General features: G+C 63.6%; 11 protein-coding genes. 7 read left to right on the forward strand and 4 right to left on the reverse strand.

Going from position 1 to position 21,800, the window contains the following annotated elements; genetic code table 11:
* The first annotated feature begins 24 nt into the window (after positions 1–24).
* Genes ACIQUF_RS24745 through ACIQUF_RS24755 form a run of 3 tightly spaced genes read left to right on the forward strand, consistent with a single transcriptional unit; the run spans position 25 to position 2,641 of the window.
* Positions 25–1,197, forward strand: coding sequence for a YcaO-like family protein (locus ACIQUF_RS24745; protein ID WP_403136314.1), 1,173 nt, complete (start codon positions 25–27; stop codon positions 1,195–1,197).
* Positions 1,194–1,940, forward strand: coding sequence for a hypothetical protein (locus tag ACIQUF_RS24750; RefSeq protein ID WP_403136316.1), 747 nt, complete (start codon positions 1,194–1,196; stop codon positions 1,938–1,940). Before ACIQUF_RS24745 ends, ACIQUF_RS24750 begins: the two co-directional genes overlap by 4 nt.
* Complete coding sequence (locus tag ACIQUF_RS24755) at positions 1,940–2,641, forward strand: ATP-binding cassette domain-containing protein (RefSeq protein WP_403136318.1); 702 nt, start codon at positions 1,940–1,942, stop codon at positions 2,639–2,641. The genes ACIQUF_RS24750 and ACIQUF_RS24755 overlap by 1 nt, the downstream gene beginning before the upstream one ends.
* A 42-nt stretch (positions 2,642–2,683) precedes the next feature.
* Here ACIQUF_RS24755 and ACIQUF_RS24760 read toward each other — a convergent pair whose 3' ends face one another.
* Complete coding sequence (locus tag ACIQUF_RS24760; RefSeq protein WP_403136320.1) at positions 2,684–15,631, reverse strand: non-ribosomal peptide synthetase; 12,948 nt, start codon at positions 15,629–15,631, stop codon at positions 2,684–2,686.
* Positions 15,632–15,937: 306 nt separating this feature from the next.
* Between ACIQUF_RS24760 and ACIQUF_RS24765 the strand changes: the two genes are divergently transcribed.
* Entirely contained in the window at positions 15,938–16,468 is a 531-nt protein-coding gene (locus ACIQUF_RS24765) for an RNA polymerase factor sigma-70 (RefSeq protein WP_403136321.1), read from the forward strand.
* A 118-nt stretch (positions 16,469–16,586) separates the two neighbouring features.
* Here the strand turns inward: ACIQUF_RS24765 and ACIQUF_RS24770 are convergent, their stop codons facing one another.
* Positions 16,587–17,600: a GNAT family N-acetyltransferase gene (locus tag ACIQUF_RS24770; RefSeq protein WP_403136323.1), complete on the reverse strand. Its 1,014-nt coding sequence runs from the start codon at positions 17,598–17,600 to the stop codon at positions 16,587–16,589.
* Positions 17,601–17,664: 64 nt separating this feature from the next.
* Positions 17,665–18,462, reverse strand: coding sequence for a substrate-binding periplasmic protein (locus tag ACIQUF_RS24775; protein ID WP_403136325.1), 798 nt, complete (start codon positions 18,460–18,462; stop codon positions 17,665–17,667).
* Positions 18,463–18,626: 164 nt separating this feature from the next.
* Here ACIQUF_RS24775 and ACIQUF_RS24780 point away from each other — a divergent pair, with 164 nt between their 5' ends.
* Together ACIQUF_RS24780 and ACIQUF_RS24785 are read left to right on the forward strand one after the other, a co-directional pair.
* A complete protein-coding gene (locus ACIQUF_RS24780) occupies positions 18,627–19,178 on the forward strand; it encodes an exonuclease domain-containing protein (protein WP_403136327.1) in 552 nt (183 codons plus the stop codon).
* Positions 19,179–19,253: 75 nt separating this feature from the next.
* On the forward strand, positions 19,254–19,538 hold the full coding sequence (locus ACIQUF_RS24785) for a pyrimidine/purine nucleoside phosphorylase (RefSeq protein WP_403136329.1): 285 nt from the start codon (positions 19,254–19,256) through the stop codon (positions 19,536–19,538).
* Between the two features lie 88 nt (positions 19,539–19,626).
* Here the strand turns inward: ACIQUF_RS24785 and ACIQUF_RS24790 are convergent, their stop codons facing one another.
* Positions 19,627–20,319 (reverse strand): alpha/beta family hydrolase, encoded by a 693-nt coding sequence (locus ACIQUF_RS24790; RefSeq protein WP_403136330.1) that lies wholly within the window; start codon positions 20,317–20,319, stop codon positions 19,627–19,629.
* 51 nt (positions 20,320–20,370) lie between these two features.
* On the opposite strand from ACIQUF_RS24790, the gene ccoN reads away from it, so the two are divergent.
* A complete protein-coding gene (ccoN, locus tag ACIQUF_RS24795) occupies positions 20,371–21,795 on the forward strand; it encodes a cytochrome-c oxidase, cbb3-type subunit I (RefSeq protein WP_403136332.1) in 1,425 nt (474 codons plus the stop codon).
* Positions 21,796–21,800 lie beyond the last annotated feature (5 nt).

Here is a 21,800-nt window from a genome sequence, read left to right on the forward strand (position 1 = left end):
AACCATTATAATGAAATACATCAGATGAGCGCTGCCGATTTTCTATTGCTCCGACCTCACGCAGTCAATCATATGCCCCACAGCGTGGAGTGCGGTAGCCGCTGGCGCACCTACGGCTCAAGCAGTGGCTGGTCCGCAGATGTAATGCAACCTGCATTAGGGGAGCATTTTGAACGAAAACATTTTTACCTTGACGTTCCTGTGCATGACAACAACAAACTTGGCAATGGTTTAACGCTTAAAGAATACGAGGAATTTGCAAAAGCGTTCTCGCAGACCTCCGCAACAGATATTGGCATCCCCTTACACTTGCATTCCTTTGACCGCACAAGTGCTTATAGAGTCACCGACTTCACACGATGCAATATACCGACCGCTTGTATTTCTATTGCGGAATGCAGAAACCCAATCGATAATCGTTTTTATCCAATGAGAGACACCTGCGGGTGCAGTGCGCACTTCAGTGTTGAACGTGCAGTACAGGGCGCACTGAAAGAAAACCTGGAAAGACAATTCCTTCTTCGATTCTGGCTTACCAAAACTTGCACCGGTAAAATTGGATACCCTGAAGCATGCACATTATTACTCGGAAGCGCATGTTTGAGACTATTAACAGAGCTCATGAACGCCGGAGATCTATGTGCACTAGACCTGACTGATAATCGCTTTCCCGGCAGCTGCATACTTCTTTGCTATGGAAATCAAAATCTCGAAGCGGAAGTGAAATACTGCGCTGGAATGGCCTATGCCGATACGCGACGTTTAGCTTTGGAAAAGGCATTGATCGAGTTATGGCAGACGTTTCGCTTCATGCAAGCAGTTGACCAAACAAAAGATATGAGCCGCAACTCCCAGGATCCTTATCTAACCCATTTCTTGGCCTGCAATGATTACCGAACTTATCAGAGCATTCTATCCTGCACGGCATCACCACCTATTCAAGCCAAGCACAGTGAAGCGCACCTGACTTTACGAAATCTCCTGCACGCCATCAGGGACCTCGATCTCAATGGTTATCTCTACCTTGCACCCGCGCACCCCAGACACGCCCGCCTTTATCTATGCAAGTACATATCCCCCAACCTTTTTCTTCACATGAACAATTCCAACAATTTGAATATCGATAACACTTACTCAGCACCTTTTCTCCACGACATAATTGCAAGCCAATTATCCCATATGGTTCCCTTCCCATGAAATCAGCTCTCACACCGCTTACCCTCGACGCCCGCAAAACTCTTATCATCACCCGAATATTGATAATGGAGCACTCAAGAGAACCCACGGCGCTATTATGGTCCGCCATTGCCCCCTGCATACTATTCCTCATGACCACTCAGTCGAGCCACACCCCTCAGCCCTATATCAACTCGGCCGCCTGGTTCTATTCATACATCTCAGCGAGCATCGCCTTTTTTGGATTCAGTTTTTACTTGATAGGCAGAAGAGAAAGCGGCTTTATCCGCTCATTCATTTATGAACGCACAGCAATAAGACGCTTCTTAGTCGCGCACACCCTCAGCTACTCAGCCATCAGCCTTCTTTATGCCTTATTATTTTACCTGGCAACAAAACCCTTTTTTGGGAATTATTCACTGGGAGAACTGCTGCACTTACTAGTCTGCTTCTACACCAGCTACCTCCTCTTTACATGCATCGGCCTTGGCATCGCTTCACTGCCGATCAAATTCACCACTGCCAGCACACTGTTTTCCCTCATGTCATTCCTCATGCTGATTTCAGGATATGCAGGCACTCTTCAAAGCCAAGACGTTTCGCATACGTTAGCGCAATACAACCCATTGCACTTCAGCACTCAGCTCTATCTTGAAAAGTCTGTTCCAACCCAGAGCCTCATCGTTGCATTGACGACTTCATTCGCCGCACTTTACCTCACAGCGCGCTATTTCAGAATTCAACCCATCTGGAGCCGATACTGATGCGCTTACTGAACATAGAAGGCCTAAGCTTTAGCTACCCCCACACAGATATAATCGACCACATAACGCTCCACGCAAACCAAGGTGAAATGATAGGTCTACTGGGTTGCAATGGCGCTGGCAAAACAACCCTCTTCGACCTGATATGCGGCATAAAAACATCCTCGCATGGTAAAATTACAAACGTCGCAAAGCGGCCGACTTATCTGACTCAGATCATTACTCCCCCACCTTTATTACGAATGAAGGAGGTAGGTAATCTAATCAGCAGCCTCAATGCGAATAACACTCCCTGTCACACTACACGACTCTCGAAGTTAATCCAATGGTCGCCGTCCTTAGCTAATCGATACGAGGCTATATCCCAAAAAAAATCCTCCACCTGCAGTTATGGAGAAATCCGCAGTTTTTTCACACTCACACTACTACTTTTGAATAGTGACTTGATTATTCTGGACGAACCCACAGCGGGTGTGGACCCAGAATTCCGTCATTACATATGGCTCGGCATCAAAAACGCGTGTAAAGAAGGCGCGAGCGTGTTGATTTCCTCACATTACACCGAGGAAATCACCAACAACTGTGACCGTTTTTACATGCTTGCCAAATGTCGTTTGGAAGCATTCAACAATGGAGAGGAGTTCATGGCACGTCACCGTGCGGCTTCGCTTGACGAGGCATTCATCAATGCCTCGATGTGATCCTTCATTGACGAAAAGGGGCGCATAGCGCCCCTTCGTACCTCAAAGCCCCTCCAACTCCGCCATCAGATCACTCAACCGATCCACCTTGCCCTCATCCAGCGCACTGTCCTGCAACCCGCGCACATACTCAGCCAACTCCTCGACCGTACTGCACTCGAACATCGCCCGTAGCGGCACATTGAGCTGCAACTGTTTCTGCACCCGCGAGGCAATCTGCGTGGCCAGCAACGAATGCCCGCCCAGCTCGAAGAAGTTGTCGTGCACCCCTACCCGCTCGGCCTTGAGCACGTCGGCCCAGATGCCGGCGAGTACCTCTTCCAGCTCGTCACGCGGAGCAAGGTAAACCTGGCTGTGCTGGCCGCCGATGTCTATGGCTGGCAGGGCCTTGCGGTCGAGCTTGCCGTTGGCGTTGTGCGGCAGCTTGTCGAACCAGCCCCAGTGCAGCGGCACCATGTACTCCGGTAGCTCGGCGCGCAGGCGTTGCTTGACCTGCTCCAACAGCACAGCGTCGGCGGTGATGCCCTGGTGGGCCACCAGATAGCCGACAAGGTGCTTGCCGTTGACACCGTCCTGCACGCCAACAGCGGCATCGCGGATCTCGGCCTGCTCGTGCAGGCGGGCTTCGATTTCGCCCAGCTCGATGCGGTAGCCGCGGATCTTCACCTGGTGGTCGATGCGCCCGACATATTCGAGCACGCCATCCGGCCGTTGCCGCGCCAGGTCGCCGGTGCGGTACAGGCGTTCGCCCGGTGCGCCGTGGGGGTGCGGAATGAATGCCAAGGCGGTGCGTACGGGGTCGCCGACATAGCCACGGCCCACGCCGGTACCGGCAACGCACAACTCGCCCACCGCGCCCAATGGCACCAAGGTTTGATCCTCGCCGTACAGGTACAGGCGGTTGTTGTCGGTGGGTGTACCGATGGGCAGATAGCTGCCTTGGGTCGAGGCCAGGTCGACGCGGAAGAACGCCACGTCATCGGAGCATTCCGCCGGGCCATAAGCGTTGACCAGACCGATGTCCGGGTAGCGCTGCAGCCATTGCGCGGCCAGCTCTGGCGGCATGGCTTCGCCGGTCGGCAGCATCCAGCGCAGGCCGTCCAGGGCCTGGTGATCGTTGGCCAGCATGCCCTGGATCAGCGAAGGTACGCTTTCCAGCACGGTGATGCCGGTGGCCTGCACATGGGCCAGCAGGCCCTGCGGATCGTGGGCGATGGCGTTCGGCACGATCTCGACCTTGGCGCCGAACAGCGGCGCGGCAAGGAACTGCCAGACCGAGATGTCGAAGCTCTGCGAGGCGGTCTGGGCGATTACGTCGTGTTCGCTCAGCGCCAGGTACGGCACCTTGCTCAACTGATTGTTGAGCATGCCGCGCTGCTCGACCATCACGCCCTTCGGCAAGCCGGTGGAGCCTGAGGTGTAGATCACATAGGCGAGGTGGTCCGGCCCGCTGTGGATGTCTGGGTTGTGGCTGGCAATGCTGCTCGCCTGCACCTCTTCCCAGACCAGCAACTGCGGACGGGCCACGCCGGACAGTTCATCCAGCAGCAGTCGCGCCTGCTCGGCACAGGCCGCGCTGCACACCAGCACCGGCGTGCGGCTGAGTTCGACGATGCGCTGCAGACGCGCCGACGGCAGGCCTGGGTCCAGCGGCAGGTAACCGGCACCGGCCTTGAAGCTGCCGACGATCATGCCCAGCAGCGGCAGACCGCGCTCGGCCAGCAACGCCACCGGTTGATCGACGGTCACGCCCGCAGCGGCCAGGGCATTGCCCAGGCGGTTGGCCGCGAGATTCAGCCCGGCATAGTCGTAGCTTGCTTCCAGGCAACGGGCCACGGTGCGCTCAGGGTGGGCGGCGACCTGCGCCTCGAACTGCGCCACATAGCTTTGCTCCAGGGCATAGGCGTGTTCGGTGCGGTTGCAGTCGTCGAGCAGGAAGCGCTGTTCGTCCTCACCCAGCAGCGGCAGTTCGCTGACCTCGCCTTCGAAACCTTGCACCAGCGCCAGCAGCAGGCGCTTGAACTCGGCCAGCAGGCGTTCGACGGTTGGGTAGTCGAAGTAGCGCTGGTCGAACGACAGGTGCAGGCCCAGGTCATCGCCCGGGTAGCACACGGCGGTCAACGGGAAGTTGGTGTGGGTACGGCCCGAATCGGAGCTGGCGTTGAGGTGCTGGGCGTGGTCGAGCACGGCGGTTTCCACCGGGGCGTTCTCGAACACGAACAGGCTGTTGAACAGCGGCTGGCCCTTGGGCAACTCGCTGCATTCCTGGATGGTCACCAACGGCAGGTATTCGTACTCGCGCAGCTCCATGTTGCGTTCCAGCAGGCCTTGCAGCCACTGGCGCACGCTGCGGCGCTGGCCAGGCTCCGGCAGTTGCACGCGCAGGGCGATGCTGTTGATGAACAAACCAACGGTACGCTGCATCTGCGGCATGCTCACCGGGCGCCCGGCCACGGTCACGCCGAAGGCCACGTCGCGTTCGCCGCTGTAGCGGGCCAGCACCAGCGCCCAGGCCGCCTGGGCGAAGGTGTTGATGGTCAGCTGGTGGGCCTGGGCCAGTTCGCGCAGGCGCACGCCGTCGCTTACGTCTAGGCGGGTGTAGCAGTCGCCGACGACCATGCCGTCACCGGCGTGGTCATTGCGCAGCGGGCGGTCGCTGGGGATCGCCGTGGCGTGTTCGAAGCCGGCCAGGTTGGCCTGCCACCAGCCACGTGCTTCGTCGAGGTCCTGGCGTTGCAGCCAGCCGATGTAGTCGCGGTAGCGCGGCGGCACCGGCAGCTGGGCCTGGCGGCCTTCGCCGAGGGCCTGGTAGAGCTCGAAGAAGTCGTTCATCAGCAGCGAACGGCACCAGGCATCGATGAGGATGTGGTGGTTGCTCATCATGAACCAGTAGCGCTCGTCATCCACGCGCACCAGGCGCAGGTGGAACGGCGCCTCGCGCAGCAGTTCGAAGCCCGCTTCGCGCTCCTGCTTGTGCAGGGCTTGCAGGCGCTGCTCCTGGGTAGCCTCATCGAGGCCGCGCCAGTCCTGGTAGTCCACCGGCGTGTTGCCCGGTTTGTGGATGATCTGCAGCATCGCCTCGCCGGAGCTCCAGCTGAACGATGCGCGCAGCGCCTCGTGGCGCGCCACCACGGCCTGCCAGGCCTGGGCGAAGCGCTGGGGGTCGAGGGCGCTGTTGATGCGGTAGCGGTCCTGCATGTAATAGATGCCAGTGCCCGGTTCCAGCAGGGTATGCAGCAGCAGGCCCTCCTGCATCGGGGTCAGCGGGTAGACGTCCTCGATCTGCGCGGCCGGGATCGGTAGCGCGTCGATCTGCTCCTGGGTCAGGTGCGCCAGCGGGAAGTCCGAAGGCGTGAAGCTGCCGTTGCCCTCGGCCAGGCAGTGGCCGACCAGGGCCAGCAGTTCCTGACGATAGGTCTCGGCCAGGTTGGCGATGGTCTGTTCGTCGAAACGCTCGCGGCTGTAGGTCCAGCGTAGTTGCAGGGCACCGCCGTAAACCTGGCCGTCGACGCTGAGCCAGTTGGGCAGCGGCGCATCCAGGTCGTGGGCCAGGCCCGCCGGGGCGTCCAGCGGCTGGAACAGCGCTGCGGCATCGAACTGCTGGTCGAACTGGCCCAGGTAGTTGAAGGTGATGCGAGCCTGGGGCAGCGCGGCCATGCATTCACGCCCGGCGTCGTCGGCCAGGTAGCGCAGCACGCCGTAGCCCTGACCTTTGTGCGGCACCTGGCGCAGCTGTTCCTTGATGCGCTTGATCGAGGTGGCGCGGGCGCTGTCGCCCTCACCGGCCTGCGGGTTCAGGCGCAGGGGGTAGGCGTTGGTGAACCAGCCGACACTGCGGGTCAGGTCCATGTCTTCGAACAGGCCGTCGCGGCCGTGGCCTTCGAGCTGCACCAGCACCTCGTCGTCACCGGTCCAGCGGCACAAGGTGCGCGCCAGGGCGGTCAACAGCAGGTCGTTGACCTGGGTGTGGTAGGCCGCCGGGGCCTGTTGCAGCAACTGGCGGGTCTGCTCGACATCCAGGCCGATGGCCAAGGTGTCGGCATGCCGGTGCAGGTTGCCGCCCTGCGGGTGATCGCACGGCAGTTCGTGGCGCACGTCGCCCAGCTGACCTTGCCACCAGTCCAGCTCATCGCGCAGCGAGTCGCTGCCGGCGTAGCTGGCCAGGCGCGCAGCCCAATCGGCCATGGCGTGGGTTTTGGCCGCCAGCGGCTGGCCACGGTAGAGGGCTTGCAAGTCTTCGAGCAGCACGCGCCAGGACACGCCGTCGACCACCAGGTGGTGGATCGCCAGCAGCAGGCGCTGGGCGCCCTGCCCATCGCTGACCAGCAAGGCGCGCAGCAGCGGGCCTTGCGCCAGGTCCAGGCTGCGCTGCACGTCGGTGTACAGCGCCTGGCAGTCGTCGAGGTCGGCCACCGTGGCGGTCCACAGCAGTTGCTCGCCGGTCGATGCGGCGAAGTCGCCCTGCCAGCGGCCATTGGCCTGGGTGAAGCGCAGGCGCAGGCTGTCGTGGTGTTCCACCAGTGCATCCAGGGCGCGCTCCAGGAGGGCGCTGTCCAGCGGTTGGCGCGCTTCGAGCAAGACCGCCTGGTTCCAGTGCTGTGGCTGGGCCACCTCACTGTCGAAGAACCAGTGCTGAATCGGCGTCAGGGCGCTGCGTCCCTGGCGCTGCGCCTGCTCGATGCTGCTTGGCGCTTCGCTGTGAGTAACCACAGCGGCGAGGGTCTGGATGGTCTGGTGCTGGAACAGGTCACGCGGGGTGAACTGCAGGCCCAGCTGGCGGGCGCGGCTGACCACCTGGATGGACAGGATCGAATCGCCGCCCAGTTCGAAGAAGTTGTCCTGCACGCCCACGCGGGAGACGTTGAGCACCTCACGCCAGATCTGCGCCAGTTGTTCCTCCAGCGCGTTGGCCGGAGCCTGATAGTGCTGGCGCGCCTGTTCCAGGTCGGGCATCGGCAAGGCGCGGCGGTCGAGCTTGCCGTTGCCCATCAACGGCAGGCTGTCGAGCAGCACCAGGTGCGCCGGCACCATGTAGTCCGGCAGGTGCTGGCGGGCATCGGCCTTGACCGCTTCGCGCAGTTGGGCCTGAGCCTCGCTGTCGGCACCGGCCTGCTTGCACACCAGGTAACCCACCAGTTGCTTGCCACCGGGCAGGTCGAGGGCCAGGACCACCGCCTCGTCGACATCGGCATGCTCCTGCAGGCGGCTTTCGATTTCGCCGAGCTCGATGCGGAAGCCGCGGATCTTCACTTGCTGGTCGGCACGGCCGATGTACTCCACCAGGCCATCAGCGCGCAGGCGCACCAGGTCGCCGGTGCGGTACAGGCGCCCGCCGTCATGGCTGAACGGGTCGGCGACGAAGCGCTCGGCGCTGAGGCCGGGGCGGTCGTGGTAGCCCTGGGCCAGGCCGGCACCGCCGACGTACAGCTCACCGATGCCACCTTGCGGCAACAGCGCCAGGTCCTCGTCGAGGATGTAAGCGCTGCGGGCGCCGATCACCCGGCCGATCGGCACGCTGCCGGCGTCGGCGGGCAGTGTGTCTGGCGCGACGCAGGCCAGCGGCATGACCACGGTTTCGGTCGGGCCGTAGGCGTTGATGAACTGCTGCGGGACGAAGGCCTGGCGGATGCGCGTCAGGTGCTCGCCGGTCAGCGCTTCGCCGCCGGTGATCACTAGGCGCACCGGCAGTTGCTCGCCCTGCCCGGCCAGGTACTGGGCCAGCTGGCTGCCGTAGCTTGGGGTGAAGCCAAGGACGCTGACTTTCTGCTCGCGCACCAGCTGGCAGATCTCTTCGGCGCCCCATTGGCCCTGGGCACGCAGCACCACGCGGGCGCCGCACAGCAGTGGCACCAGCAGGCGCTCACTGGCGGCGTCGAAGTTGATCGAATAGAAGTGCAGTTCGCAGTCGTCGCTGCGCATGCCGAAGGCGTCGATCACCGCCTGGCAATGCATGGCGATTTCACCGTGGCTGACCACCACGCCCTTGGGCTTGCCGGTGGAGCCGGAGGTGTAGATCAGGTAGGCCGGGTGTTGCGGCAGGTTGAGGTTGTCCAGCGGCGCATCGCTGTAGGCCGACAGGCATGCGGCATCGTCCTCCAGGCTCCAGCTGGCCACACCGTCTGGCAACTTGCCGAGGGTTTCGAGCAGCGCGCGCTGACTCAGCAGCAGGCCAATGCGGCTGTCCTCGATCATGTAGCGCAGGCGGTCGAGCGGGTATTCCGGATCGAGCGGCACGTAGGCGCCGCCGGCCTTGAGGATGGCCAGCAGGCCGACGACCATCTCCAGCGAACGCTCCAGGGCCAGGCCCACCCGCACCTGCGGGCCGACACCACGCTCGCGCAGGGCACGGGCCAGGCGGTTGGCCTGCTGGTCGAGTTCGGCATAGCTCAGGTGCTGGCCGGCGAAGGTCAGTGCGCCGGCCTGCGGCGTGCGCGCGGCCTGGGCGGCGAACAGGCCGTGCAGGGTCTGGTCGAGGGCGTAGTGATGTTCGCCTTGCAGCTGGCCGATCATCACCTGCTGTTCGGCGTCGGCCAGCATCGGCAGTTCGCACAGGCGCTGCTCGGGGTTATCGAGCAGGCCAATCAGCAGCTGCTGCCAGTGTTCGGCCATGCGTGCGATGCGTGGCTCGTCGAACAGGTCGCGGCTGTAGGTCAGGCAGCAACCCAGGCGGCCATCAAGGTCGGTGACCTCCAGGTACAGGTCGAACTTGGTGGCGCTGGCGTCGTTGACCAGGTAATCCACCTGCATGCCGGCCAGGTCGCGGCTTTGCTGGAAGGCCCAGCGCTGCACGTTGCACATCACCTGGAACAGCGGGTTGTAGGCACTGCTGCGCGGTGGCTGCAGGGCTTCGACCAGCTGGTCGAACGGCAGGTCCTGGTGTGACTGGCCTTCGATGGCGGCCTGGCGCACCTGGTCGAGCAAGGCGCCGGCAGTCATCTGCCCGTCCAGCTCGCAACGCAGCACCTGGGTGTTGAGGAACGCGCCGATCAGCCCTTCGCTTTCCGGGCGGATACGGTTGGCCACCGGCGCGCCGATGCGCAGGTCGCGCTGGCCGCTGTAGCGGTGCAGCAAGGCGGCCAGGGTGGCGGTCATGGTCATGAACAGGGTCAGGCCGCGCTGGCTGTTGAACGCATGCACGCGGGCGACCAGCGCCGGGTCGAGGTCGAAGCGGTACAGCTCGCCACGGTGGCTTTGCACCGCCGGGCGTGGGCGGTCGGCGGGCAGTGCCAGCACCGGATGCTCATCGCCCAGGCGGGCTTTCCAGTAGGCCAGTTGGCGCGCGCCCTCGCCGCTTTCCAGCCATTGGCGCTGCCACACGCTGTAGTCCAGGTACTGCACCGGCAACGGTTCCAGTGGCGATTCGCGCTCGTCGACGAAGGCTTCGTACAGCTCGCCCAGTTCGCGGGCGAAGATGTCCATGGCCCAGCCTTCGGTAACGATGTGGTGCAGGGTCAGCACGAAGTAGTGCTCGCGCTCTTCGGCCTTGACCAGGCAGGCGCGCAGCAGCGGGCCGCGCTCCAGGTCGAAGGGCTGGTGCGCCTGTTCATCGGCCAGCTGCTGCAGGCGCTGCTGGCGAGTGGCGGCTGGCAGGCTGCTGAAGTCTTGCCAGTCGAGCTTCACGGCGCTGTGCTCGGCCACGCACTGGTAGGCCACGCCATCGATGGCGGGGAACGTGGTGCGCAGGGTTTCGTGGCGCACGATCAGCGCCTGCAGCGCGCGTTCGAAGGCATCCACATGCAGCGTGCCGCGCAGGCGCGCCATGCCGCCGACGTTGTAGGCCGGGCTGTCCGGCTCCATCTGCCAGAGGAACCACATGCGCTGCTGCGAGTACGACAGCGGCACGGCCTGGCGGCGGTCGACGCGGGCGATCTCGCCTTGCTGATTGCGCTGGCCGGCATCGCGGATGCGAGCGATCTCGGCGCAGAAGGCGCCCAGTTCGCTGGCCTCGAACAGGGCTTTCAGCGGCAGTTCGACGTCGCACGCCTGGCGGGTGCGCGAGACGATCTGGGTGGCCAGCAGCGAATGGCCGCCGAGGGCGAAGAAGTCGTCGTGCAGGCCGATGCGCGGCAGGTTGAGCACTTCGCGCCAGATCGCCGCGACCTGCTGTTCAAGCGCCGATTGCGGTGCGACATGTTCACGTTGCTGCCAGACTGGTGCCGGCAGGGCCTTGCGATCGACCTTGCCGCTTGGGCCCAGCGGCATGTGCTCCAGCGCGATCAACTGCGCCGGCACCATGTAGGCCGGCAGGCGCTCGGCCAGGTTGGCCAGCAGCGCTTCGGCCTGAGCCGGGCCGCTGTAGTAGCCGACCAGCTGCGCGCCGACGGCGTCCTGGTGGATCAGCACCAGCGCCTGTTCGACACCCGGCTGACTGAGCAGGCAGGCCTGGACTTCCTCAGGCTCGACGCGGAAGCCCCGCACTTTCACCTGCTGGTCGAGACGGCCGAGGTATTCCAGGGCTTCAGCATGCCAGCGGGCACGGTCGCCGCTGCGGTACAGGCGCTCGCCGTTGCCATCGGCCTGGGGCACGAAGCGCTCGGCGGTCAGGCCTGGGCGGCCCAGGTAGCCACGGGCCAGGCCCGCGCCACCCAGGTACAACTCACCCGGCACACCTGGCGCTGCCAGTTGCAGGTCGGCATCCAGCACGCGGCAGATCACGTTGCCCAGCGGGCGACCGATGGGCGAGCGCTGGCCGTCCTCGGCCTGGCAGTGCCAGTGGGTGACGTTGATGGCGGTTTCGGTCGGGCCGTAGCGGTTGTGCAACTGCACCTGCGGCAGCAGTTGCAACACGCGGTCACGCAGGTTCGCCGACAGCGCTTCGCCGCCGGAGAACAACCGGCGCAGGCTGCTGCAACCGGCGGCCAGCGGCTCTTGCACGAACACCTGCAACAGCGGCGGCACGAAGTGCAGCGTGGTGACCTGATGCTGTTGCACCAGCGCGGCGATGCGCTGCGGGTCGCGGTGCTCACCGGGGCCTGCGAGCACCAGTTTGCAGCCGGTGATCAGCGGCCAGAAGCACTCCCACACCGACACGTCGAAACTGATCGGCGCCTTCTGCATCAGCACGTCGCTGTCATCCAGCGCGTAGGTGGCCTGCATCCACTGCAGGCGCTCGGCCAAGGCCGCGTGGGTGTTGCCCACGCCTTTGGGCTGGCCGGTGGAGCCGGAGGTGTAGATCACGTAGGCGAGGTTGTCGCCGTGCAGGTGCAGGCCGGGCGCTTGGCTTGGCCAGCTGTCCAGGTGCAGCTGATCGAGGGCGATGGCGCTGACCCCGTCGACCTGCGGCAAGCTGGCGAGCATGCCGCTGTTGCTCAGCAACAGGCTGGCGTGGCAATCGCGCAGCATGTAGGCCAGGCGCTCGGCCGGGTAATCGACGTCCAGCGGCACGTAGGCGCCACCGGCCTTGAGGATGGCCAGCAGGCCGACCAGCAGTTGCGGCGAGCGCTCGACGGCGATGGCCACGCAGGTGTCGGGGCCAACACCCTTGTCGCGCAGGTAATGCGCCAGGCGGTTGGCCTGCTGGTGCAGTTCGGCGTAGTCAAGGCTGCCACCTTCCCAGGCCAGCGCAGTGCGCTCGGGGGTCAGTCGCGCTTGTTCGTTGAGCTGTTCGACCACCAGACGCTGAGGTACAGGCGCCGGTGCCTGGCCCCAGGCCAACAGCTGCTGACGGCCTTGCTCGTTGAGCAAGTCAACATCGCCCAGGACCAGTTGCGGTTGCGCGCTCACCTGTTCGAGCAGCGCCAGCAGGTGCTGGGACAGGCGCTTGACGGTGCCCTCGGCAAACAATTCGGCGGCATAGTCGAAGGCCAGGCTGAGGCGGCCCTGGTGGTCTTCTTCACTGTGCAGTTGCAGGTCGAACTTGGCTTCGCGACTGTGCCACGGCAGCTCTTCGGCCAGCAGGCCTGGCAGGCGGCGCAGCGCCGAGAGGTCACGCTGCTGGTGGTTGAACATGACCTGGAACAGGCCTTGCTCACGCGCCTCGGGCAGCGCTTCGAGCAGTTGCTCGAACGGCAGGTCCTGGTGGGCCTGGGCGTCGAGGGTGGCCTGGCGTACCTGGGCCAGCAGTGTGGTGAATGGCAGGCGGCCATCCAGTTGCGCACGCAGCACCTGGGTGTTGATGAAGAAGCCGACCATGCCCTGGGTTTCCTGGCGCGGGCGGTTGGCATTAGGCACGCCGACGCGGATGTCGCCCTGGCCGGTGTAGCGGTGCAGCAGGCCTTGCCAGGCGGCCAGCAGGACCATGAACAGGCTGGCTTGCTGGTCGCGGGCCAGGCCTTTGAGGGCTTCGCTGAGCGTAGCCGGCACTTTCACGTTCAGCCGTGCGGCGCGGTTCGACTGCTGGCTGGAACGTGGATGGTCCGGGTGCAGGTCGAGCACCGGCAGGCTATCGCCCAGCTGGGCCTTCCAGTAGTCCAGCTGCCGAGCGCTTTCTCCCTCGGCCAGCCACTGGCGCTGCCAGATGCCGTAGTCGGCATAACCCAGCGGCAGCACCGCCAGCGAGGCTTCCAGGCCTTGGCAGCGAGCCGCATAAAGCTTGGCGAATTCGTCGAGCAGGATATTCAGCGACCAGCCATCGGCGACGATGTGATGCAAGGTCACCCACAGCTGATGGTCTTCATCATCCAGCTGCGCCAGGGTCACACGCAGCAGCGGCCCTTGGGTCAGATCGAACGGTTGCTGGGCTTCGGCTTCGCGGCGCTCGGCCACTTCGCTGGCCGTCAGCCCTTGCAGGTCGAGGCGGTGCAGGTTCAAAGGCTGCTCGGGAAGGACTCGCTGCAAGGCCTGGCCGTCTGCTTCGCTGAACACGGTGCGCAGTGCCTCATGGCGCGCTACCAGGGCCTGGAACGCGGCTTCCAGCGCGGCCTGATCCAATTCGCCGCGCAGGTGCAGGCCGGCGGGAATGTTGTAGGCCGCCGATTGCGGCTCCAGTTGCCACAGCAGCCACAGGCGGTTTTGTGCCAGTGACTGCGGCAGGGCCTGGCCACGGTCGAGGGTGGCGATGGCTGCCGTTTCGCCACCGCCCTGGGCGATAATTGCCGCCACGGCGGCGCTGTAGTCGGCCAGAGTCGGCGCTTCGAACAAGGTGCGCAGGTTCAGCGCGATACCCAGCTCATCGGCCAGGCGCGCGGTGACCTGGGTGGCGGCGATGGAGTTGCCGCCCAACAGCAGGAAATGGTCGTCGGCGGCGACCGACTCGACCTTGAGGATTTCGCGCCAGATGCCGGCGATGCGGGCCTGCAGGCCATCAGCGGCTGCAGCAGTCTCGGTCGGCTCGGTAGCGCTCGGGAAGCGCGCATAGCAATCCAGGCTGCCATCCTTCATGCGCAGGCGGCACGCCGAACGCTGCAATTTGCCGCTGGAGGTCTTGGGCAGCGCGCCCGGGTTGAGCAGCAGGACCACGGCCGGCGCCTGGCGGCAGGCGTCGGCGATGACCTGGCGCAGGGTCTTGATCAGCGCCTCGGGCTGCACCGCCTTCTGCACGTTGCGGCTGACTTCAACCGCCACGCCGATGCCCTCCTCGCCCTGGTCGTCGACGGCGAACACCGCGACACGGCCCTTGCGCAGCACGTCGACTTCACGCTCCAGGGTTTTTTCCAGGTCCTGTGGGTACAGGTTCTGTCCGCGCACGATGAGCATGTCCTTCAGGCGCCCGGTAACGAACACTTCACCATCGCGCATGAAGCCCAGGTCGCCGGTACGCAGCCAGGTCTGGTCGTCCATTTCGACGAAGGTGCGGGCGCTGGCTTCGGGATTGCGCCAGTAACCCAGAGCGATGCTCGGGCCACCGGCCCAGATCTCACCGACCAGGTTGTCATTCAGCACTTCCAGTCGCTGCGGCTCGACGATGCGCACCGCATGGCCAGGTTGCGGGTAGCCGCAGCTCATCAACACGCTGCCCTTGCCGGTTTCGGCACGGTTGGCGGCAAACGCCTCGGCGTCGATCTCCAGCGCGCCGATGCCCTGGCCACGACGGCTGCCGCTGACGAACAGGGTGGCTTCGGCCAGGCCATAGCTGGCGAAGAAGCTGCTCGGCGTGAAGCCGCAGGCTGCAAATTTTTCGGCGAAGGTGTCCAGGCTGTCCTGACGGATCGGCTCGGAGCCCGAATACGCCACACGCCAACGGCTAAGGTCGAGGCCGGCCAGGGCCGCTTCGCTGACCCGCTCGCTGCACAGGCGGTAGGCGAAATCCGGCCCGCCGCTGATGGTGCCACCGTACTCACTGATCGCCTGCAGCCAGCGCTGCGGCCGGGCGAGGAAGTAGCCAGGCGACATCAGCACGCACGGCACGCCGCTGAAGATCGGCTGCAGCAGCCCGCCGATCAGGCCCATGTCGTGGTACAGCGGCAACCAGCTGACAATCACATCGTCAGGGTTGAGGTCGATGCCAAAACCCTGGCGAATCAATTGCTCGTTGGCCACTAGGTTGCCGTGGCTGACCTGCACGCCCTTGGGCAGCGCAGTGGAACCGGAGGTGTACTGGAGGAAGGCGATGTCGTCGCCGGCCAGCGCAGGTTCGCGCCAGGCACTCGCCAACGCCGGGTCCAGGCCATCCACCGCCAGCAGTTCGGGGGCGTTGTCGGCGGCCAGCGCCGGCAGGCCCTGCAAACCGTCATGTAGCGCTGCCACAGTCAGCAGCAGGCGTGGCTCGGCATCGTCGATGATCGACAGCAGACGCTCCTGGTGATGCTGGCGCGAGGACTCCGGCGGATAAGCCGGCACGGCGATCACGCCCGCATACAGGCAACCAAAGAACGCCGCCACGTAATCCGGACCACTGGGGAACAGCAGCACGGCACGGTCACCGAACGCGGCGCGGCTCTGCAAGGCGGCGGCGATGGTACGCGCGCGCAGGTCCAGGTCGCGATAGCTGAGCACGGCCTGCTCGCCTGGGGCATCGGCCAAGAAGCGCAAGGCGATGCGGTCCGGGGTGTGCGCGGCGCGTTGCGCCAGGGCCTGGACCAGCGAGAGCGGGAGTTCGAAGGCGTCCGTCATGGGGTGTTCCTGCCAGTGTCTGGGTAAGTCGGGCCGGTTGCCCCGCGCAAGGTCGGCGGGCAGCGTTCGGCGGCCGGATGTACAGAGGGGAACGGACGGGCGAGGGAAGAAATTACCGGGATGAGACGGCTTTGTAGGCTGCGAAAGGTGAACCACGTCACGCTCACCTGCTTAGAACCGAAACTAACGGATACTCATTAACTTTCGTATTTGACAATCATTATCATTCTGAATAGTTTGTCGCACGTCGTAGGAAGCTTCCCCAAGAGGGGTGCTCCTATTCCCCTCTGAGACAAGGTGATTTCCATGGCGGAACAACTATCCACAAGTAAGTGCGATTCACCATTACTCCAGGCGTTCGTCGACAACCGCAGCATCCTGGTCAAGATCGCGGCGCGCATCACCGGCTGCCGCTCGCGTGCCGAGGATGTGGTGCAGGACGCCTTCTTCCGGCTCAGCGCCGCCCCGCAGATAACCTCCTCGTTCAAGGCCCAGCTCAGCTACCTGTTCCAGATCGTGCGCAACCTGGCCATTGACCATTACCGCAAGCAGGCGATGGAACTGAAGTATTCGGGCAGCGAAGAAGAGGGCCTGAACGTAGTGGTCCCGAACGCCTCGCCGGAAGCCACGCACATCAACCTGGCGGCGCTCGAGCACATTGCCGAGGCCCTCAACGAACTGCCCCAGCGCACCCGTTACGCCTTCGAGATGTACCGCCTGCACGGTGTGCCGCAGAAAGACATCGCCAAGGAGCTGGGGGTGTCGCCGACGCTGGTCAACTTCATGATTCGCGATGCGCTGGTGCACTGCCGCAAGACTGCCAGCCGGCAGGCCTGAATAGCCCGCTCCCATTGTGTCGTGGGAGCGGCTTCAGCCGCGAACACCGGCAAAGCCGGTGCCATCCACCGCGTCGCTTGCTTCGCGGCTAAAGCCGCTCCCAATGGGCGAGCTTTAGTCAGACTAATTTGCAGCGATCGAAAAACCGCTCCCGTCCCAGAATCATCAGCGCCGCGCGTTTGTGCGGGAAGTCGAATTCCTTGTCGCAGTGGAAGCACTGGTCGTGCATGTAGCCGATCATCTTGCCGTTGTCGGCACGCGGTTCGGCGACCACCCGCTGGGTGCGCGGGTCATCCAGGAACAGGTAGTGCACCAGCGCCGACAGCCAGCTCGCCACCTTGTGCGGGCCGCGGTGCGCCTCCTCCCCCACCAGCATGTGGATGCCACGGTCGTAGTCGTCGGCCGGGTAAAACGGCGCGATGCGGTCTTCCTTGGCCCAGTACGCTTCGAAGTAGGCGAACGGCTGATCGTCGAAACAGCCAATCAAGGTCACGGTATGCGGGTCGGCGTCCAGCTTGGCCAGGTACTCACGGTGCTGCTCCAGTGACCCGCCTTCCTGCCAGAACTGCTCCACACGCGGGTTGTTCTGCCAGCGGTTGAAGCGCTCCAGGTCCTGGTCGATTTCCAGGGTGCGCAGCGATACCCAGCTACCCAGGCGCGCGTCGAAGCGTCGGTACACCTCGCCACGAGGTTTGGGCGCGCGGCGCGGGTGGCGTTTGCCGTTGCTGATCTGCATCTGTTGCGGATAGCCGCCACTGATCGCCTGGCCAAGCCATGGCTGGGGCAACTGCCAGAACAGGGTGCGTTCGCACAGGTACACACCAGGCTGTTCGGTCACCAGCAACAGGCCACTGGCAAGCGCCTCCGGTACCGCCTTCGGCAGGTGCCAGGCCAGGCGCTGGCGGGATGGGTCGCGCGACAGCAGCCAATAACAGGCAGCCCACAAGGCCTGCTGCGGGCGCTCGGGGCAGAGGCTTTCAATATGTACCGCAAGGGTCTCACCAGGCTCCAGGCGCACCTGGATCAAAGGCCGGCCCTCAAGGGTCAGGCTCAACCAGCAATCACCCTCGTCGGCACCGAGGCTGCGCCAGCGTGGCGCGGAAAGGGGCTGTGAAGCGGCATCGAACGGCATGGGCAGGGCTCACAGAAAATGAAAAGGAGGCTCACTGCTGAAAACGTGGCGGCACAGCAGGAATTTAGTCCTGTGGCGCGGCGACGGTGATGCGATAGGGCTGGAAGATACGGGCCAGCTCTCCGTTGTCGCGTAGCTGGCGCAACAGGTCGGCGAATTGCGTACCCGTGATGGCAGCTTCCGGGCGCAACAACGCGTAGTGGTGGTAGACCTGATCGATACGCGTGGAAGGAACCAGCTGGCTGAAGCTGGTCGGGTTGCGCTTGAGGAAATCGCTGAGGTAGGACCGGGTCACCAAGGCGATGTCGGCACGGCCGGCCTGGACCATCAGCAGATTGCTGTCATGGGAATAGGTCAGCGTGGCGTTGTAGGTTTTGCGCAAGTAGGCAGGGTCGGAATTGAAACCGGCAAACGCGTAGTGGTAGCCATTGAACAGCGCCAGGCGCTTGCCGGCCAGGTCGTCGAAGTAGTGCTGGTCACGGCCGTCGAGTTTCTTGGCGACGAACACTTCGGCGTCTTCAAGGCCCATGTCCACCGTCTGATGGGGGATCTGCTGCCAGCCCCATTCAGGGTTCTCGAAGATGGCCATGTCGGTGCGGCCCTGTTGGAAATCACCGAAACGACGCTGGATCGAGGTGGGCACCAGCACGAAGCGGTAATCCTGCTGCAGGCGATTCAATGCCTCGACCAGTTGCGGCAACAGGCCGGTGTCGGCGCCCTGCTCGGGGCGCACGGTGTACGGCGGAAAATGCGCGGCGCCAATCTTCACATCGGTGGCAGCTGCCCAGGCCGGTACCGCCAGCCATACCGCAGCCAGCATCAACAGGGTGGACATAGCCTTCAGGCCGGGCGCTGGAGTCAAGACGGACACTCATCACGGTTCATACCTGGATGCGCCTTAAGCTAGGCGTTTTCCCAGCCTGGCACAACTGCTGGTTATGCCAAAGTGAGGGCATTTTGCCAGGGGATGCCGTGTGGCCCGACATTGGCTACGCTGCTCTAGCATGAATGGCGAGGGAGCCTGGTATGGGCCACTGGTTGGTGATCGACCTGGAAGCCACCACCGATGATGGTGGCTGGCCGGTGACGGAGATGGAAATCATAGAAATCGGCGCCAGCCTGGTGACCCGAGATGGCCGCGAAGTGGACCACTTCCAACGCTTCGTGCGGCCCCGGCGGCGGCCGCAGTTGACGCCGTTCTGCCGCGAGCTGACCCACATCAGCCAGGCCAATGTCGACAGTGCCGCGGCGTTCCCGGAGGTGTGGGCGCGCTTCGAACGTTGGCTGGGCCACCACCGCGGGCAGTTGCAAGCGTGGGTCAGCTGGGGCGATTACGACCGCCAGCAATTGCTACAGGAATGGCAGCAACATGAGCTCGACAGCCTGCTGCGCAACCTGCCGCACATCAACCTCAAGCAGCGCTTCGCCAAGGCCCGCCACCTACAGCGCCCGGCGGGTCTCAACGGCGCGCTGCAGCTGGCCGGCATGCACTTTTGCGGGCAGCAGCACCGAGCCCTGGAGGATGCGCGCAATACTGCGCGGCTGCTGCCGTTGAGCCTGCCCGCCAATGCCCCCTGAAAGCAGATGACGGCGGGAATGGGCTTGGGCATACTGGCCAGCCCTTTTTTCATCCCCCTTTTTCAGGAGTCGCCCATGTTCAAGGTCAACGAATACTTCGATGGTACCGTCAAGTCGATCGCCTTCGAAGGCACTGAAGGCCCGGCCACCGTCGGCGTCATGGCACCGGGCGAATACGAGTTCGGCACTGCCAAGCGCGAAATCATGCACGTGGTGTCGGGCGCGCTGACCGTCAAGCTGCCGGGCAGCGACAACTGGGAAACCTTCAATGCCGGCGACAAATTCAATGTGGCGGCGGACAGCAAGTTCCAGCTGCAGGTGAAGGTAGCTACTGCTTATCTGTGTGAGTATCGCGACTAAGCGGCAGCCTGCACTGGCCTTTTCGCGGGGCAAGCCCGCTCCCACAATGATAGTTGTGGGAGCGGCTTTAGCCGCGAAAAGGCCGACACTAGTTCAACAAAAACCCCGCAACTGTATCAGCCGCCGCCTGCAAATGCTGCTCATGGCTGAACCCCGAAGCCTTAAGCGGTTTCAGGTCATGATCCCCCGCCACCAGCCAGCTCACCTCGATCGACGGTGACAGCGCATACCCTGCAACCGCCTCACGATTCCCCAGCGCATCGCGCTCACCCTGAACGATCAGCGTTGGTGTAGACAACCCCGCCAAGTGCTCGACCCGTGGCTTCTCCGGCTTGCCCACCGCGTAGAACGGATACCCCAGGCACACCAGCGCATCCGCGCCCAGTTCATCCGCCAACAAGCTGGCCATGCGCCCGCCCATCGACTTGCCGCCAATCGCCAACCTGCCCGTGACCAAAGGTCGCACCTGCCGGTACACCTCGCGCCAGCACTCCAGCAGCACCTTCTGCGGATTGGGCGGGCGCTTGCTCCCCCCCGCCCTGCGCTCGGCCATGTAGGGAAACTCGAAGCGGACCACGCCAACCCCAAGCGCCGCCAGCCTTTGCGCTATTTCATCCATGAACTCGCTGTCCATCGGCGCACCCGCGCCATGGGCCAGGATCAGGCACGCCGCAGGGCAGCTATCTACCTGATTCCCCGGAGGATCGCAGCGCAAGCCTGGGACATTTGCGATCTTCGCCCATTGATCCCCGTCAATACCGGCACTTTGCCCATCTCTCATTCTTGCCTCGTTTCATAGCCTGCCAAAATAACCGTGGATGGGAACCCATACATGAACACAACCAGCAGTACCGCCTATAACTATAAGGTGGTCCGCCAATTCGCCATCATGACGGTGGTGTGGGGAATCGTCGGGATGGGGCTCGGCGTCTTCATCGCCGCCCAGCTCGCCTGGCCGTCCCTCAACTTCGACCTCCCCTGGACCAGCTTCGGCCGCCTGCGCCCACTGCACACCAATGCGGTGATCTTCGCCTTCGGCGGCTGCGCGCTGTTCGCCACCTCCTATTATTCGGTGCAACGCACCTGCCAGACCACCCTGTTTTCGCCCAAGCTTGCGGCGTTCACCTTCTGGGGCTGGCAACTGGTGATCCTGCTGGCGGCCATCAGCCTGCCGCTGGGCTACACCAGCTCCAAGGAATACGCTGAACTGGAATGGCCGATCGACATCCTGATCACCATCGTCTGGGTCGCCTATGCCATCGTGTTCTTCGGCACGCTGATGAAACGCACCACCAAGCACATCTACGTGGGCAACTGGTTCTTCGGCGCGTTCATCCTGACCGTGGCGTTGCTGCACATCGTCAACAACCTGGAGCTGCCGGTCAGTCTGACCAAGTCGTACTCGGTGTATGCCGGGGCCACCGATGCCATGGTGCAGTGGTGGTACGGCCACAACGCCGTGGGCTTCTTCCTCACCGCAGGCTTCCTCGGGATGATGTACTACTACGTGCCCAAGCAGGCCGAACGCCCGGTGTATTCCTATCGCCTGTCGATCGTCCACTTCTGGGCGCTGATCACCCTGTACATCTGGGCCGGCCCGCACCACCTGCACTACACCGCCCTGCCCGACTGGGCGCAGTCGCTGGGCATGGTGATGTCGCTGATCCTGCTGGCACCGAGCTGGGGCGGCATGATCAACGGCATGATGACCCTGTCGGGGGCCTGGCACAAACTGCGCAGCGACCCGATCCTGCGCTTCCTGGTCGTCTCGCTGGCGTTCTACGGCATGTCCACCTTCGAAGGCCCGATGATGGCCATCAAGACCGTCAACGCCCTGTCCCACTACACCGACTGGACCATCGGCCACGTGCATGCCGGCGCCCTCGGCTGGGTGGCGATGATCTCGATCGGCGCGCTGTACCACACCATCCCGGTGGTGTTCGGCAAACAGCGCATGTATAGCCTGGGCCTGATCAACGCGCACTTCTGGCTGGCGACCATCGGCACCGTGCTGTACATCGCCTCGATGTGGGTCAACGGCATCGCCCAGGGCCTGATGTGGCGCGCGGTCAACAGCGACGGCACGCTCACCTACTCGTTCGTGGAAACCCTGGTGGCCAGCCACCCGGGCTTCGTGGTGCGTTTCGTGGGTGGCGCGATCTTCCTCAGTGGCATGTTCCTGATGGCCTGGAACACCTGGCGCACCGTGCGTGCACCGGCCACCGAAGCCGCCCCTGCCAACGCCCAGCTGGCCTGAGGAGA

The sequence above is a fragment of the Pseudomonas sp. NPDC090233 genome (assembly GCF_044772285.1).
Classification (GTDB): Bacteria; Pseudomonadota; Gammaproteobacteria; order Pseudomonadales; family Pseudomonadaceae; genus Aquipseudomonas.

Coding starts and splice junctions, on each gene's coding strand:
- ACIQUF_RS24755 (WP_403136318.1), top strand. CDS start 1,940: ATGCGCTTACTGAACATAGAAGGCCTAAGCTTTAGCTACCCCCACACA.
- ACIQUF_RS24780 (WP_403136327.1), top strand. CDS start 18,627: ATGGGCCACTGGTTGGTGATCGACCTGGAAGCCACCACCGATGATGGT.
- ACIQUF_RS24770 (WP_403136323.1), bottom strand. CDS start 17,600: ATGCCGTTCGATGCCGCTTCACAGCCCCTTTCCGCGCCACGCTGGCGC.
- ACIQUF_RS24745 (WP_403136314.1), top strand. CDS start 25: ATGAGCGCTGCCGATTTTCTATTGCTCCGACCTCACGCAGTCAATCAT.
- ACIQUF_RS24750 (WP_403136316.1), top strand. CDS start 1,194: ATGAAATCAGCTCTCACACCGCTTACCCTCGACGCCCGCAAAACTCTT.
- ccoN (WP_403136332.1), top strand. CDS start 20,371: ATGAACACAACCAGCAGTACCGCCTATAACTATAAGGTGGTCCGCCAA.
- ACIQUF_RS24760 (WP_403136320.1), bottom strand. CDS start 15,631: ATGACGGACGCCTTCGAACTCCCGCTCTCGCTGGTCCAGGCCCTGGCG.
- ACIQUF_RS24785 (WP_403136329.1), top strand. CDS start 19,254: ATGTTCAAGGTCAACGAATACTTCGATGGTACCGTCAAGTCGATCGCC.
- ACIQUF_RS24765 (WP_403136321.1), top strand. CDS start 15,938: ATGGCGGAACAACTATCCACAAGTAAGTGCGATTCACCATTACTCCAG.
- ACIQUF_RS24790 (WP_403136330.1), bottom strand. CDS start 20,319: ATGAGAGATGGGCAAAGTGCCGGTATTGACGGGGATCAATGGGCGAAG.